The sequence below is a fragment of the Actinokineospora sp. NPDC004072 genome (genome assembly GCF_053604195.1).
The window spans coordinates 17,698-30,673 of the sequence record NZ_JBSGHB010000023.1 but is presented as its reverse complement, the minus strand read 5'-3'; the positions used below and the strand labels follow the sequence as shown (position 1 = coordinate 30,673).

At 73.7% G+C, this 12,976-nt stretch carries 16 protein-coding genes; 9 read left to right on the top strand and 7 right to left on the bottom strand.

What is annotated here, in order from left to right; translation table 11 throughout:
- Positions 1 to 77: 77 nt before the first annotated feature.
- The 6 genes from mshB (at position 78) to ACWEPX_RS28385 (ending at position 4,150) form a co-directional block, all read left to right on the top strand.
- Positions 78 to 944 (top strand): N-acetyl-1-D-myo-inositol-2-amino-2-deoxy-alpha-D-glucopyranoside deacetylase, encoded by an 867-nt coding sequence (gene mshB / locus ACWEPX_RS28410; protein ID WP_451900318.1) that lies wholly within the window; start codon positions 78 to 80, stop codon positions 942 to 944.
- Positions 941 to 1,339, top strand: a complete 399-nt coding sequence (locus ACWEPX_RS28405) for a hypothetical protein (RefSeq protein ID WP_451900317.1) — start codon at positions 941 to 943, stop codon at positions 1,337 to 1,339. Before mshB ends, ACWEPX_RS28405 begins: the two co-directional genes overlap by 4 nt.
- A gap of 37 nt (positions 1,340 to 1,376) precedes the next feature.
- Positions 1,377 to 2,210, top strand: coding sequence for a hypothetical protein (locus ACWEPX_RS28400; protein ID WP_451900316.1), 834 nt, complete (start codon positions 1,377 to 1,379; stop codon positions 2,208 to 2,210).
- Between the two features lie 167 nt (positions 2,211 to 2,377).
- The gene (gene fdxA, locus ACWEPX_RS28395; protein ID WP_451900315.1) at positions 2,378 to 2,704 is read left to right on the top strand and encodes a ferredoxin; all 327 of its coding nucleotides are present in this window, start codon (positions 2,378 to 2,380) and stop codon (positions 2,702 to 2,704) included.
- Positions 2,701 to 3,780 carry a succinyldiaminopimelate transaminase gene (dapC, locus tag ACWEPX_RS28390; RefSeq protein ID WP_451900314.1) on the top strand — a complete coding sequence of 360 codons (1,080 nt, stop codon included), beginning with the start codon at positions 2,701 to 2,703 and terminating at the stop codon, positions 3,778 to 3,780. Before fdxA ends, dapC begins: the two co-directional genes overlap by 4 nt.
- A gap of 52 nt (positions 3,781 to 3,832) precedes the next feature.
- Positions 3,833 to 4,150 (top strand): hypothetical protein, encoded by a 318-nt coding sequence (locus ACWEPX_RS28385; RefSeq protein WP_451900313.1) that lies wholly within the window; start codon positions 3,833 to 3,835, stop codon positions 4,148 to 4,150.
- A gap of 15 nt (positions 4,151 to 4,165) precedes the next feature.
- Here the strand turns inward: ACWEPX_RS28385 and ACWEPX_RS28380 are convergent, their stop codons facing one another.
- The 5 genes from ACWEPX_RS28380 to dapD form a co-directional block, all read right to left on the bottom strand.
- A complete protein-coding gene (locus ACWEPX_RS28380; protein ID WP_451900312.1) occupies positions 4,166 to 5,899 on the bottom strand; it encodes a choline/carnitine O-acyltransferase in 1,734 nt (577 codons plus the stop codon).
- Positions 5,900 to 5,926: 27 nt separating this feature from the next.
- On the bottom strand, positions 5,927 to 6,706 hold the full coding sequence (locus tag ACWEPX_RS28375) for a class I SAM-dependent methyltransferase (RefSeq protein WP_451900311.1): 780 nt from the start codon (positions 6,704 to 6,706) through the stop codon (positions 5,927 to 5,929).
- A gap of 18 nt (positions 6,707 to 6,724) precedes the next feature.
- Entirely contained in the window at positions 6,725 to 7,555 is an 831-nt protein-coding gene (locus tag ACWEPX_RS28370) for a HalD/BesD family halogenase (RefSeq protein ID WP_451900310.1), read from the bottom strand.
- A gap of 66 nt (positions 7,556 to 7,621) precedes the next feature.
- A complete protein-coding gene (locus ACWEPX_RS28365) occupies positions 7,622 to 8,446 on the bottom strand; it encodes a CHAD domain-containing protein (protein WP_451900309.1) in 825 nt (274 codons plus the stop codon).
- Positions 8,447 to 8,459: 13 nt separating this feature from the next.
- A complete protein-coding gene (gene dapD, locus ACWEPX_RS28360) occupies positions 8,460 to 9,410 on the bottom strand; it encodes a 2,3,4,5-tetrahydropyridine-2,6-dicarboxylate N-succinyltransferase (RefSeq protein ID WP_451900308.1) in 951 nt (316 codons plus the stop codon).
- Between the two features lie 18 nt (positions 9,411 to 9,428).
- Between dapD and dapE the strand changes: the two genes are divergently transcribed.
- Positions 9,429 to 10,490, top strand: a complete 1,062-nt coding sequence (gene dapE, locus ACWEPX_RS28355) for a succinyl-diaminopimelate desuccinylase (protein WP_451900307.1) — start codon at positions 9,429 to 9,431, stop codon at positions 10,488 to 10,490.
- Here the strand turns inward: dapE and ACWEPX_RS28350 are convergent.
- Positions 10,480 to 10,920, bottom strand: coding sequence for a hypothetical protein (locus ACWEPX_RS28350; RefSeq protein ID WP_451900306.1), 441 nt, complete (start codon positions 10,918 to 10,920; stop codon positions 10,480 to 10,482). The two genes, dapE and ACWEPX_RS28350, sit on opposite strands and share 11 nt — an antisense overlap.
- Positions 10,921 to 10,970: 50 nt before the next feature.
- On the opposite strand from ACWEPX_RS28350, the gene ACWEPX_RS28345 reads away from it, so the two are divergent.
- Positions 10,971 to 11,732, top strand: coding sequence for an LOG family protein (locus ACWEPX_RS28345; protein ID WP_451900305.1), 762 nt, complete (start codon positions 10,971 to 10,973; stop codon positions 11,730 to 11,732).
- Complete coding sequence (locus ACWEPX_RS28340) at positions 11,714 to 12,265, top strand: LOG family protein (protein ID WP_451900304.1); 552 nt, start codon at positions 11,714 to 11,716, stop codon at positions 12,263 to 12,265. Before ACWEPX_RS28345 ends, ACWEPX_RS28340 begins: the two co-directional genes overlap by 19 nt.
- Here the strand turns inward: ACWEPX_RS28340 and ACWEPX_RS28335 are convergent.
- Positions 12,262 to 12,936: a lysophospholipid acyltransferase family protein gene (locus tag ACWEPX_RS28335; RefSeq protein ID WP_451900303.1), complete on the bottom strand. Its 675-nt coding sequence runs from the start codon at positions 12,934 to 12,936 to the stop codon at positions 12,262 to 12,264. The two genes, ACWEPX_RS28340 and ACWEPX_RS28335, sit on opposite strands and share 4 nt — an antisense overlap.
- Between the last annotated feature and the right edge of the window lie 40 nt (positions 12,937 to 12,976).

The window sequence follows — 12,976 nt, the reverse complement described above, 5'->3', positions numbered from 1 at the left end:
CGCTGGACGCCGATGCGGGCGCGCCGGACCAGGGGTCCGCGCGCCCGCATCGCCCTACCGCGCATAGGCTGACCCCGATGCTGACAGCCCCACCACGACTGCTGCTCGTCCACGCGCACCCGGACGACGAGAGCCTGTGGACCGGCGGGACCATCGCCCGCTACGCCGCCGCGGGCGTGCAGGTGACCCTGGTGACCTGCACGCTGGGCGAGGAGGGCGAGATCATCCCCGAATCGCTGGCCCAGCTCGGCGCGCACGCCGCCGACCAGCTCGGCGGCTACCGGGTGGCCGAGCTGCGCGCCGCGTGCGCCGCGCTCGGCGTCTCCGACCACCGCTACCTCGGCGGCATGGGCCGCTGGCGCGACTCGGGCATGGTCGACACCCCCGCCAACGCCCACCCGCGCGCCTTCATCGGCGGCGACCCCGACGAGCAGGCCGCCGCGCTGGCGGCGATCCTGGCCGACGTGCGCCCGCAGGTGGTCGTCACCTACGGGCCCGACGGCGGCTACGGCCACCCCGACCACATCCGGGCCCACGACATCACCGTCGCCGCCCTGGCGACCTGCCCCGAGGTGCAGCGGCTGTACTACGCCGTGGTGTCCGAGGCCGATGTGGCCGCCGGGCTGGCCGCCCTTGAGGGCGTCGACCTGCCGTACCGGATGCCCGAGCCCGGCGAGCTGCCGGTCGTCGCCGACAGCGAGATCACCACCCGGGTGGCCATCGGCGACCACCTGCCCGCCAAGCTGCGCGCCCTGCGCGCCCACGCGACCCAGGTGGGCGTCTGGCAGGGCGACGACGGCGCGATGGCCTACGCGCTGTCCAACGGCATCGCCCAGCCGGTGCTCGACACCGAGTGCTACGTGCTGGCCTCGGGTTCCGGCCCGGCCGAGACCGACCTGTTCGGCGGGCTGGCCCCCGTCGAGCACGCGGGCGCGGACCGGTGACCCGCGAGCGCGGCTCCCTCGGGGGCCTGCTGGTCCTCAGCGCCGTGCTCGCGGTCTTCGAGCTGTTCTTCCTGCCGCTGCGCTTCGACGGGACGCTGCTGCCCGACCTGGGCGGGCTGCCGTTCCCGATCTCGGCGCTGGTGGCCGGGGTGAGCCTGTGGTGGCTGGTGGGGGCGGCCGCCGAGGTGCGGCCCCGGCCCGCGGTCGCAGGCGGGCCGCTGTGGGTGTGGCTGGGCACGCTGCTGCTGTTCGTGCTCATCGGCCCCGGCGGCGACCGGATCGTGCTGGCGGACTGGCGGATGCTCCTGCTGCTGGGCGCGGGGGCGTTCCCGGCCGCCTTCCGCATCGGCGACGTGATGGCCAAGGCGGCCATCGCGCGCGGCGAGCGCCGCTGACCCTGCGGGACCGGCGCTGATCGCCCAGACTGGGCGGGTGGCCGAGTACATCACCGACAAGCACGTGGTGTCGGTGCTGCGCCCGTTCGTGCGCGCCACCGCGCCGCTGCTGGACGCCCTGCGCGACTCCAACCCGTTCTTCCTGGTCCGCAAGGTCCTGACGGCCGCCGACCGGGAGGACCGCGAGCAGCTGGAGAAAGTCGACAAGTCGATCCGCGAGCGGCTGCGGTCGGGTCTTGAGCACCTGCGGGTGCCCGGCACCGAGGCGTGGGAGCGGATGACGGTGGGCCAGCGGGAGGACTGGTGGCTCAACCGGGTCGGCCGCTTCACCGTGCTGATCGCCGCGATCCCCGGCATCGGCGGCGCGCTGGCTGACCGGCTGCCGATCCAGACGACGCTGGCCTCCGCAGGCCAGGGCCTGGTCCTCTCCGCGATCGGCATGGAGAACGGCTTGGACGCCGCGACCCGGGTCCGGATGATCGCCCACGTCCTGTTCGACCGCGACATCGCCCCCGACCTGGCGGCGGGCATCGGCGACCACCTCACCGACGCCGAGGAGGACGCCGCCACCGCCGCCCTCGTCGAGGACCTCGACACCAGCACGAGCAAGCACGGCCGCGTCACCCTCAAGGCCGCCGCAGGCACCCTCTGGCGCTTCGGCCGCACCCTCCACGCCCTCGGCTCGGAACTCGACAAGCGCCCCCAGGGCCGCTTCTACCACCAGGCCATCGGCATGCTCCCCCTGGTCGGCGCCCTCGGCGACTACCTGGGCGAGCGCTCCGCCCTCAAGCGCGCCGCCAAGAAGGCCCGCAAGTGGATGGCCGCCCACCCCCAGCCCGCCGCCGGGGCGGACCGGCAGCACCGGGGCTGACCCCATCGGGTGCACTACCCCACTCCGGGAGTGCTCGGTAGGCGACTCCTGCATTGTGAGCAACATGGCACCTGCTGCGTGGCAGGCTGGTGGGCAGGGGATACTGGCCGGTGTCGCGCAGTAGGACGCCTGCGCGCCGTCGAAGATAGAAGGAGCAGGAGACCGCAGTGACGTACGTGATCGCCGAGCCCTGCGTTGATTTGCTCGACAAGGCCTGCATCGAGGAGTGCCCTGTCGACTGCATCTACGAGGGGGAACGGATGCTCTACATCCACCCCGACGAGTGCGTGGACTGCGGCGCGTGCGAGCCGGTCTGTCCGGTCGAGGCCATCTACTACGAGGACGACGTGCCCGACCAGTGGGCCGCCTACACCAAGGCGAACGTGGACTTCTTCGACGAGCTCGGCTCCCCCGGCGGTGCGTCCAAGACCGGCAAGACCAGCAACGACCCCGACTGGATCAAGGCGCTGGAACCGCGCTCCCACGACGAGTGAGCGCGCTTCCCGACTTCCCCTGGGACAGCCTGGCCGACCACGCCGCCCGTGCCCGCGCGCACCCCGACGGCGTGGTCGACCTGTCGGTCGGCACGCCGGTCGACCCGGTGCCCGCGGTGATCCGCGACGCGCTCGCGTCGGTGTCGGAGGTCCCCGGCTACCCCACCACGCACGGCACGCCCGCCCTGCGCGCGGCCGCGGTCGCGGCGATGGCCCGCCGGTACGGGGTGGTCGGGCTCGACCCGGCCGCGGTGCTGCCGACCATCGGGTCCAAGGAGCTGGTGGCCTGGCTGCCGACGCTGCTGGGCGCCAAGTCCGTGGTGATCCCCGAGGTCGCGTACCCGACCTACGAGGTCGGCGCGCTGCTGGCGGGCGCGTCGGTGCTGCGGGCGGACAGCCTGACCCAGATCGGCCCGGCGACGCCCTCGCTGCTGTGGCTGAACTCGCCCGCCAACCCGACGGGCAAGGTGCTCCCCGTCGAGCACCTGCGCAAGGTCGTCGACTGGGCCCGCGAGCGCGGTGTGGTCGTCGCGTCGGACGAGTGCTACCTGTCGCTGGGGTGGGACGCCGAGCCGGTGTCGATCCTGCACCCGTCGGTGTGCGACGGCGACTTCACCAACCTGCTCGCGGTGCACTCGCTGTCGAAGTCCTCCAGCCTCGCGGGCTACCGCGCCGGGTTCATCGCCGGTGACCCCGCGCTGGTCGCACGGCTGCTGGAGATCCGCAAGCACGCCGGCATGATCGTCCCGTTCCCGGTGCAGGCGGCGATGGCCGCGGCCCTCGCCGACGACGAGCACGTCGTGGCCCAGAAGGCGCGCTTCGGCCGCCGCCGCGAGGCGCTGCGCGCGGCGCTGACCGAGGCGGGCTTCACCGTCGACCACTCCGAGGCGGGCCTGTACCTGTGGGCCACCCGCGGCGAACCGGCGTGGGACACCGTCTCCTGGCTGGCCGACCACGGCATCCTCGCCGCCCCCGGCCCCTTCTACGGCCCCACCGCCACCCACCACGTCCGCATCGCGCTGACCGCCACCGACGAGCGCATCACCGCCGCAGTCGTGCGCCTGACCATGGCGTGACCGGCTGTCGCCGTCCGGCCGTCCGCGGTCTGATCGGGACTACCGTGGTGGCATGACCGACAACTGGGCTCCCGCCGCCTGCACGCTCCCCACCGCCGAGCAGCCGTTGCGCGTGGCGGAGTTCGACGGGTTGTTCGCCGAGGCGCTGCGCGGGCTGGAGCGGACGGGGCCGACCGGGCTGCGGATCGCGTTGGAGGCGACGCCCGAGGTGGCTGCCCGGGCGGCTGAGCTGGTGGTGCGGGAGTCGCAGTGCTGCTCCTTCTTCACCTTCACCCTGACCGCGGCCAGCGGTGAGCTGGCCCTCGCCATCGGGGTGCCCGACCAGCACGCGGACGTGCTCGACGCGATCGCCGCCCGCGCGTCGGCGTGATCGGTCGGGCGTGCCTCACTCCCTGAGCAGGGCCGCCAGCTCGGGCACGGCGTCGCGCAGGTGGTCGGCGAAGGCGGTCATCTCGGCGGCGACGGCGCGCGGGGTGCTCAGGTAGACGTTGAAGCGGTCGGGCAGCAGCACGTAGGCCACGCCGATGCACTGCTCGCTGGTGGAGCCGAAGCCGAAGTACTGGATCGTGGTCGACGGGGCTGAGGACGTGCTCAGGTAGTCGTCGCGCATGATCCGCCAGCCGGGGGAGTCGAACAGCGGCATGGGGGTGGTGCCGCCCTGGCGGCGCTGGATCCACTGGAGCTCCCAGAGGTGCTGCTCGGGCGCCAGGCCCGCCTGGCACTCCTTCGCCCTGGCCACATGGGCCTGCGCCGCGGCGCGGAAGGCGGCGGCGCGGTCGGGGCTGCCGGTCTCCATCGCCTCGACGAACGCCAGGACCTCCGGCGTCACGACCCGCATCGCCTCGGTGCGGCCGTTCTGGAACTGGCGGGTGGCGATCGACTCATAGGTCGCGCCGACCAGGCCCTTGGAACGCTTGTGCGCCAACTGGTAGGCCATCTGCACGAAGGCGTCCGGTGACATGCCCAGCGCCTTGATGGCGGTGGAGCCGAAGCCGGGGAAGGAGACGGTCGTGGTCGCCGTGCCCGCGGCGTAGTCGGCGAAGGACGCCGCGGCCTCGGCGATGTCGGCGCGCAGCGCGTCGTCCACGGTGAACTCCACCGGGCGCGCGGCGGGCGTGCCGGGGGCGAAGGCGGTGGACCGCGGGATGATCGGGCGCAGCAGGGCGTCGGTGAAGGCCAGGATCGTGGTGCCGTCGAGGCCGCAGTGCTCGACGTTGATGCCCGCCCGGCCGTCGGCGAAGACGACCAGCGACACGGCCTTGTCGAACCAGCGGTTGCCGCTGTCGCCGTGCAGGAGCTGGTCGCACGCGGCCTTCGCGTCGACGGGGGCGCAGTCCTCCAGGCACAGGCAGAACAGCGCCGACTCGATGACCTCCAGCGCCTCGGCGTTGGCCGCCCGCAGCCGCTCCCGCGCCGCCGCCCACTCCGCGCGGGCCATCGTCGTCAGGTGGCCGACCGGTGCGGCCGGGCGCGCGGCGTCGGCCATGATCGCGCGCAGGGCGTCGGCGAGCGCTTCGGGCGCGTGGGGCAGGCCGTCGGCGAACACGTCCAGCGCGAACACCGCGCCCTTGTGGAAGACCGCGATGTGCTGGGCAGGCGATGGCCCGTCCCACCCGTTGCCGTACGGCGCGCGCACGGTGTCCTGGACCGGGCCGGGGATGCGGGTGGTGGAGAACAGGAACTTCTGCTGCTCCATCGACTGCGGCCGGCCGCGCACCACCACCGGCGGCACGGCTTCGGCGTCCAGCGCCAGCTTGTAGTCCACCGCGGCCGACACCAGCGCGGCCGCCCGCTCGACCTGGCCCAGCGGGGAGTCCTCGAACAGGAAGAAGAAGTTCGCGTTGAGCGCGATCCGGTCCCGCCGACCCAGGTAGCGCGACGGCCAGAACAGGTCCAGCCAGCTGCGCACGCCCTCGGTGGCGTCGAACTTCTCCAGCTCGGCGTGCAGCGAGCGGGCGACGCCGTCCGGGCGCAGGAAGTCGGCCACGGCGGCCTCGGTCTCGGCCAGCTCGGCCGGGGTGAGCAGCGGCGCGCACCAGCTGAGGAAGCGGGCGCACGACTCCTCCAGGGCAGGCAGCGGCACGCGGGGCAGCCGGTCCTCGTGGGCGAACGTCGTCACAGGGGCAACCTTCCCTGGCGGAGGGGATCAGGGGAGAACTCTGGCGCGGGGCCGGGAGATGTGCAATCGGGCGTAGAGCCACCCGCCGGTTTCCCACCCGGACGGGTCCACGCCCGCCTGGGCGAGGGTGTCGAGCACCTGCTCCTGCTCCTCGACGGAGGCGAAGCGGCGCTGCGGGAACATCCGGTCGACCACCTCGGTCTGGTAGCCGAGGGCGTCGAGGCGGTCGGCGATGGGGGCGAAGGGGAACATGCGCAGCACGAAGTGCGCCATCCACGGGGTCCTGGCGCCTGCGACGCGGGCCAGGGTCGCCTCGGTCACGTACCCGATGCAGCCGGTGGAGATCACCAGGTCGATGGTGTCGAACAGCGCCCGCTGGGCGGGGGTGGGCTCGTCGGTCTCCAGGTCGGCGTGCACGGCGGCGTCGAGGAAGCCCGCGGCCAGGGCGTAGTCCAGCGCGGGGCGGGAGGCGTCCAGGCCGGCGAACCACGCCGGGCGCCCGCGGGTGCGGACCAGCTCGCGGTCGGCCACCAGCAGCTCGGCGCGGGTGCGGTCGTCGGCGGGGTAGCGGTCGAACAGCTCGTCCATCGTCAGGTCGCAGCGCAGCAGCGCGGCGTTGACGCCGTAGGAGCAGCCGATGTCGAGCACCCGCCGCGCACCGCAGCGGGCGATCAGGTCGGTGAAGTGCGGCTTGGCCAGCTGCGGCACGCGGTAGTCCAGGCCGCGCAGGGTGCTGAAGAACGGGCGCGGGTCCGGCGCGGTGTAGATGTGGTCGAGGGAGACCTTGCCCGTGGCGTCGAAGTCCATCGTCAGTCCAGGAGGCCGTCAGTCCAGGAGGCCGTCGCCGCGCACCGGGCGGCGCTCGTGCGCGGGCAGCACCCGGCCGAAGAGCTGCCGGGTGCGCGCCGGGCTGCCGACCACGCCGGGGCGCAGGCTGTAGGCGAAGATCGCCGAGTGCCGCTGGGTCGCGCCGCCGACCTCGGTGACCCGGTGCAGGGAGTACCGGCCCTTGAACAGCTGCAGGTCGCCGGGCCGCAGGGCCAGCCGCCGCACGAGCCGGGTGTCGCCGTCGAGCACGCCGCGCACGTCGGCGAAGTTCTCCGCGTCGGCCGAGCGGATGTTGGGGCAGTACTCGAAGTCGCCGCCCCGCTCGGCCGCCTGCGTCAGCATGCTGACGGTGAACTCGTTGGTGTCGAAGTGCCACGGGTGGGCCATCCCCGGCCGCACGACGTTGAGGCACAGCCCGGCCAGCGGATCGGCCAGCGGGTGCACCTCGGGCAGCTCGAAGCAGTCGGCGACGAACCGCTGGAACTGCGGGCTGGTGTAGAGCCGGTGGATGATCGCCGTGGCCGGGATGCGGTCCCACGGCACGAAGGCGTTGCCGCGCACCATCGTCCGGCGGCCCGGGTGGTCCTCGGGCAGGTCGCTGTCGACGGGGATGTTGTAGGCGTTGACGGTCTCGGTCTCGTAGTGCGCCAGCGGGGCGATCTGCTCGCCCTCGCGGCGCAGGGCCTCGCGCAGGTGCGGGCGGATGAAGTCGGGGAGCACGCAGCACCCGGACTCGGCCAGCTCGGCCCTTGCGGCGGCCACCACCGCCGGGTCGCCCGGCGGGTACCGGTCGGTGTCCACGACCTGCTCGACCACTGGTGCCGTCATCGCGTGCCTCCGGATCGGATGCGTGTGCCCTCCGTCAGGGGTAGCACACCGACCGTGGCCACCACATTACCCGTCGGTAAGGTGTGATCGTCCCGACAGCGCGGCAGCCCGCTTCCCGACCTCGGCCGCTGCCGCCCGCCAGCGCGCCCGGGACTCGGCCCGGCGCGCGTGCTCGCGTTCGATGAGCCGCCCGGCGACCAGCGCCACGTCCACCGGGACAGCGCCGCCCATCGCCGCCAGCAGCGCGCGGACGCGGGCGACCGCGACGGCGGCGTCCTGGTGCTCGCCGAGCACGCCTTGCAGCTTCTTGGTGGCCTTGACCAGCGGTTTCGCCTTCTTGCCCCGCAACTCGGCGGCGTAGCGCAGGCGCTTGCCGCGGATGCGCAGGCGGTGCAGGTCCTCATCGCCCGGGTCGTCACCGAGCCGTGCCAGCGCCTTGGCGAACTTGCGGTGCGGCAGCGCCACCGCGGCGGGCTCGACGGCCCGCGCCGCCTCCGCCAGCGAGGAGACCAAGGCGCGGAAGCGGGTGCTGCGCAGTGCGGCCAGCAGGTGCCTGCGGGCGCCCCGGCGCTGCTCGGCCACGCCGTCGAGCAGGCGGTCGACGGCGGCGCGCTCGTCGGCGTCGAACCCGGCGGCCGAGGCGCGCAGGCGGGCGAGCAGGACGTCGGCGTCGCGGACGTCGGCGCACACCCCGCCGAGCCACTTCAGCTCGGCTTGCAGGTGCTTGTGGGTGCTGGTGGCCTTGAGCACGGCCCGCGCCCGTCGGACGGCGACGCGCAGCTGGTGCACGTGCTCGGGGTCATGGGAGCCGCGGACCCCGTCCGCGTGCTGGATGAGCGCCCGGACCTGGCGGTCGAGCTGGGCCCGGACGCGCCTGGTCGGAGCGCCCATCCAGCCAGGTTAGTCAGTTCGCGTGCAGCGCGGCGTTCAGCGCGATGCCCTGCCCGGTGCGCTGGCGGACCTCGACCGCGCCGGTGGTGGAGTTGCGGAGGAACAGCAGCCCGCTCTGCCCCGACAGCTCGCGGGCCTTGACCGTCGTGCCGTCGGGTAACGAGATCTTGGTCCCGGCGGTCACGTACAGCCCGGCCTCGACCACGCAGTCGTCGCCCAGGGAGATGCCGACACCGGCGTTCGCCCCGATCAGGCAGCGCTCGCCGATGGCGATGGTCTCCTTGCCGCCGCCGGAGAGCGTGCCCATGATCGACGCGCCGCCGCCGACGTCGGAGCCGTCGCCGACCACCACGCCCGCGGAGATGCGGCCCTCGACCATCGACGCGCCGAGCGTGCCCGCGTTGAAGTTGACGAAGCCCTCGTGCATGACCGTCGTGCCCTCGGCCAGGTGCGCGCCGAGGCGGACCCGGTCGGCGTCGGCGATGCGGACGCCGGTGGGCAGGACGTAGTCGACCATCCGGGGGAACTTGTCCACGCCGTAGACGGTCACCGGGCCGCGGGCGCGCAGGCGCAGCCGCACGTCCTCGAAGCCCGCCACCGCGCACGGCCCGAAGTTGGTCCACACGACGTTGCTGAGCAGGCCGAACACCCCGTCGAGGTTGGCCCCGTGCGGCTTGACCAGCCGGGCCGAGATCAGGTGCAGGCGCAGGTAGACGTCGTAGGCGTCGACCGGGGGCGCCGAGAGGTCGGCGATGGTCGTCCGCACCGCGGCGACCTCGACGCCGCGGTCGTCGTCGCGCCCGACCTGCTCCACGAAGTCGCTGGTCCGGGTGGTTCCCGAGGTCTCGTGCGCGCCCAGTTCCGGGTGCGGGAACCAGACGTCGAGCACGGTCCCGTCCGGGGTGGTGGTGGCCAGTCCTGCGCCGCTCGCGCCGGTGGTGTCTGCACTGCTCACGCGGTCCACCGTATAGCGTGGCGGGACGTGACCCACGTCCTGGACATCACCGCCGATCCCGTCGAGCTGACCGCCGCCCTGGTGGACGTGCCGAGCGTCTCCCGGGAGGAGGCCGCGCTGGCCGACGCCGTGGAGGCCGCGCTGCGGGCGCAGGCCCCCCACCTGGAGGTCATCCGCTCCGGCAACGCCGTGCTGGCCCGCACCGCGCTGGGCAAGCCGTCCCGGGTGGTCTTCGCCGGGCACCTGGACACCGTCCCGGTCAACGGCAACCTGCCGCTGCGCCGCACCGACGGCGTGCTGCACGGCCTGGGCACCGTCGACATGAAGGGCGGCGACGCGGTCATGCTCCACCTGGCCGCCGCGGTGACCGCCCCCGCGCACGACCTGACCTTCATCTTCTACGACTGCGAGGAGATCGACTTCGCCAGCAACGGGCTGACCCGCATCGAGCGCGAGCTGCCCGGGTGGATGGAAGGCGACCTGGCGATCGTCTGCGAGCCGTCGAACGCCGTGGTCGAGGCGGGCTGCCAGGGCACGATGCGCGTCGAGGTGCGCACCAAGGGCGTGCGCGCGCACACGGCCCGGGGGTGGATGGGGGAGAACGCCATCCACGCGCTGGAGCGGCCGCTGCGGGCGCTGGCGGCCTACCAGCCGCGCACGGTCGAGATCGACGGGTGCGTGTACCGGGAGGGCCTGCAGGCGGTGTCGATCTCGGGCGGGGTGGCGGGCAACGTCGTCCCGGACGAGGCCGTGCTGGTGGTCAACCACCGCTTCGCCCCGGACCGCTCGCCCGCCGACGCCGAGGCCCACCTGCGCGAGGTGCTCGGCGACCTCACCGTCGTCGACTTCGCCGCTGGCGCCCTGCCCGGCCTGTCGACCCCCGCCGCGCAGAGCCTGGTCGCCGCCGCCGGCGGCGCCCCGGTGGCCAAGCTGGGCTGGACCGACGTCTCCCGCTTCGCCGCCCGAGGCATCCCGGCGGTCAACTTCGGCCCCGGCGACCCGACGCTGGCCCACACCCAGCAGGAGAACGTCGCCGAGGCCGACATCCGCCGCTGCGCCGAGGTGCTGACCCGGTTCATCACCGCCTGACGGCGGTCGCCGCCACCAGGGCGGGGACGCAGGCCAGCAGCAGCCAGGGCGCGGGCCACCAGGCGCCGTCGGCGGTCGTGCCCAGCCAGACCAGCAGCGCCGCCGCGGCCAGGCCCAGGGCGCCCGCGGCGGCCTTGGCCCCGGCGCCGACCGACTCGGCGCAGGCCGACCACACCGCAGTGCCCGCCAGCGCCAGGACCGCGGCGAGCAGGGCGAGCGCCTGGCCGTGGTCGCCGACCATGCCCCACAGCGTGCGGTCGACCTTGCGGTCGGTCACCCACGGCAGGGCGGTGAGCACCACGGCGGCCGCGGCCAGCGCCGGGGCGATGAGCCGCGCGGGCAGGGCGTCGCGGTCGGCGGCGCGCTGCTCCTCCAGCGCGGCGATCCGGCTCCGGAGGGCGCGCAGGGATTTGTCGATGTCGGCCGTCATGCCCGCTCCGACGCCGCCGCGCCCGCACGCCGTTCCCTACACTCGCCGGGGTGACCACCGAGGACCCGCACCCGCGCGAGAAGCAGCGCGGCCCCGTCACCCTGCGCCGCGGGCGCAGCGACGAGGCGACGACCACCGACCAGCGCCTGCTCGACTCCCGCGGCCCCAGCGACTGGGTGCACACCGACCCGTGGCGCGTGCTGCGCATCCAGGCCGAGTTCGTCGAGGGCTTCGGCGCGCTCGCCGAGGTCCCGCGCGCGGTCACGGTGTTCGGCTCGGCCCGCACCGGCCGCGACGACCCCGAGTACGCGACCGGCCGGGAGATCGGCGCGGCATTGGCGGCCGCGGGCTTCGCCACGATCACCGGCGGCGGCCCGGGGACGATGGAGGCGGTCAACCGGGGCGCGTCGGAGGCGGGCGGGCTGTCCATCGGCCTGGGCATCGAGCTGCCCTTCGAGCAGGGCCTCAACCCGTGGGTCGACCTGGGCGTGAACTTCCGCTACTTCTTCGCCCGCAAGACGATGTTCATCAAGTACTCCCAGGCGTTCATCTGCCTGCCCGGCGGGTTCGGCACCCTTGACGAGCTGTTCGAGGCGCTGACGCTGGTGCAGACGAAGAAGGTCACCAAGTTCCCGGTCGTGCTGTTCGGCACCGAGTACTGGTCGGGCCTGCACGCCTGGCTGCGGGACTCGGTGCACGCCGCGGGCAAGATCGGCGAGAAGGACCTCGCCCTGCTCCACCTGACCGACGACGTCGACGACGCGGTGCGCGTGGTCGAGGAGGCTTATCAGGCATGGCTCGACACGCACTGAGGCTTTGCGTGTACTGCGGCTCTAACGACAACGTCCCGCAGGCGTACCTCGACATCGCCGACGCCGTGGGCGCAGGCCTGGCCGCCCGCGGCTGGTCGCTGGTCTGGGGCGGCTCGTCGGCGGCGATGATGGGCGTGCTCGCCCGCGCCGCCCGCCGCGGCGGGGCCAAGACCGTCGGGGTGATCCCGCACGGCCTGGTCAACCTGGAGAAGGCCGACCCGGAGGCCGACGAGCTCGTCGTGGTCGACACGATGCGCGAGCGCAAGCGCGAGATGGACGAGCGCGCGGACGCCTTCCTGGCCCTCCCGGGCGGCCTGGGCACGTGCGAGGAGCTGTTCGAGGTCTGGACCTCGCGCTACCTCGGCATGCACCGCAAGCCGGTGGTCCTCCTCGACCCCGACGACCACTGGGCGGGCCTGCTGGCCTGGACCAGGGACCTGGCCACCCGCGGCTTCGCCAGCCCGGCCGCCCTCGACGCCGTCCTCCTCACCCGGTCGGTGGAGGAGGCGCTGGACGCCTGCGCGGCGGGCTAGGCGGCGGGGTCGCTGGAGCGCTTGTGGTAGGAGTCGACGTACTCCTGCCCGGACAGCTCCATGATCGCGTACATGATCTCGTCGGTGACCGCGCGGCGGATGGGCAGGGAGTTGGTCAGGCCCTCGTAGCGGTCGAAGTACAGGGGGGCGCCGAAGCGGATCTCCGGGCGGTGGCGGCGGGGGAACTTCGCCCCCGCCGGGAGGACCTTGTCGGTGCCGATGACGCCGACCGGGACCACGCACGCCTTGTGCTCCAGCGCCAGCTGCGCCACCCCGGTGCGGCCGCGGTGCAGCTTGCCGTCCAGCGAGCGGGTGCCCTCCGGGTGGATGGCGAACGCCGCGCCGCGGTCGAGCACCTCGCCTGCGACGTCGAGGGAGGCCAGGGCGGCGCGGCTGTTGTCGCGGTCGACCGGGATCGCGCCGAGGGCGGTGAACAGGGTGGCGACCAGCCGCTTGCGGGGGGAGCCGCCCTGGAAGTACTCGGCCTTGGCCAGGAAGCTGACCGGCCTGCGGACCATCATCGGGACCAGGAAGCTGTCGATCACCGACAGGTGGTTGACAGCCAGGATCACCGGCCCCTTCTCCGGGACCAGCTCCGCGCCGGTGACCACCGGGCGGAGGAACACCCTCGTCAAGAACGAGAGCACGACACGCAGGGCGCGGTAGAGCACGGCTGGTCCTCCTCAGTCGGCTTCAACTGTAGTTCCCCGG

Excerpts from the sequence above, each read along its gene's own strand:
- ACWEPX_RS28375 (WP_451900311.1), bottom strand. The coding sequence starts at position 6,706 with ATGGACTTCGACGCCACGGGCAAGGTCTCCCTCGACCACATCTACACC.
- ACWEPX_RS28385 (WP_451900313.1), top strand. The coding sequence starts at position 3,833 with ATGACCGACAACTGGGCTCCCGCCGCCTGCACGCTCCCCACCGCCGAG.
- ACWEPX_RS28350 (WP_451900306.1), bottom strand. The coding sequence starts at position 10,920 with ATGACGGCCGACATCGACAAATCCCTGCGCGCCCTCCGGAGCCGGATC.
- ACWEPX_RS28340 (WP_451900304.1), top strand. The coding sequence starts at position 11,714 with ATGGCTCGACACGCACTGAGGCTTTGCGTGTACTGCGGCTCTAACGAC.
- ACWEPX_RS28370 (WP_451900310.1), bottom strand. The coding sequence starts at position 7,555 with ATGACGGCACCAGTGGTCGAGCAGGTCGTGGACACCGACCGGTACCCG.
- mshB (WP_451900318.1), top strand. The coding sequence starts at position 78 with ATGCTGACAGCCCCACCACGACTGCTGCTCGTCCACGCGCACCCGGAC.
- ACWEPX_RS28365 (WP_451900309.1), bottom strand. The coding sequence starts at position 8,446 with ATGGGCGCTCCGACCAGGCGCGTCCGGGCCCAGCTCGACCGCCAGGTC.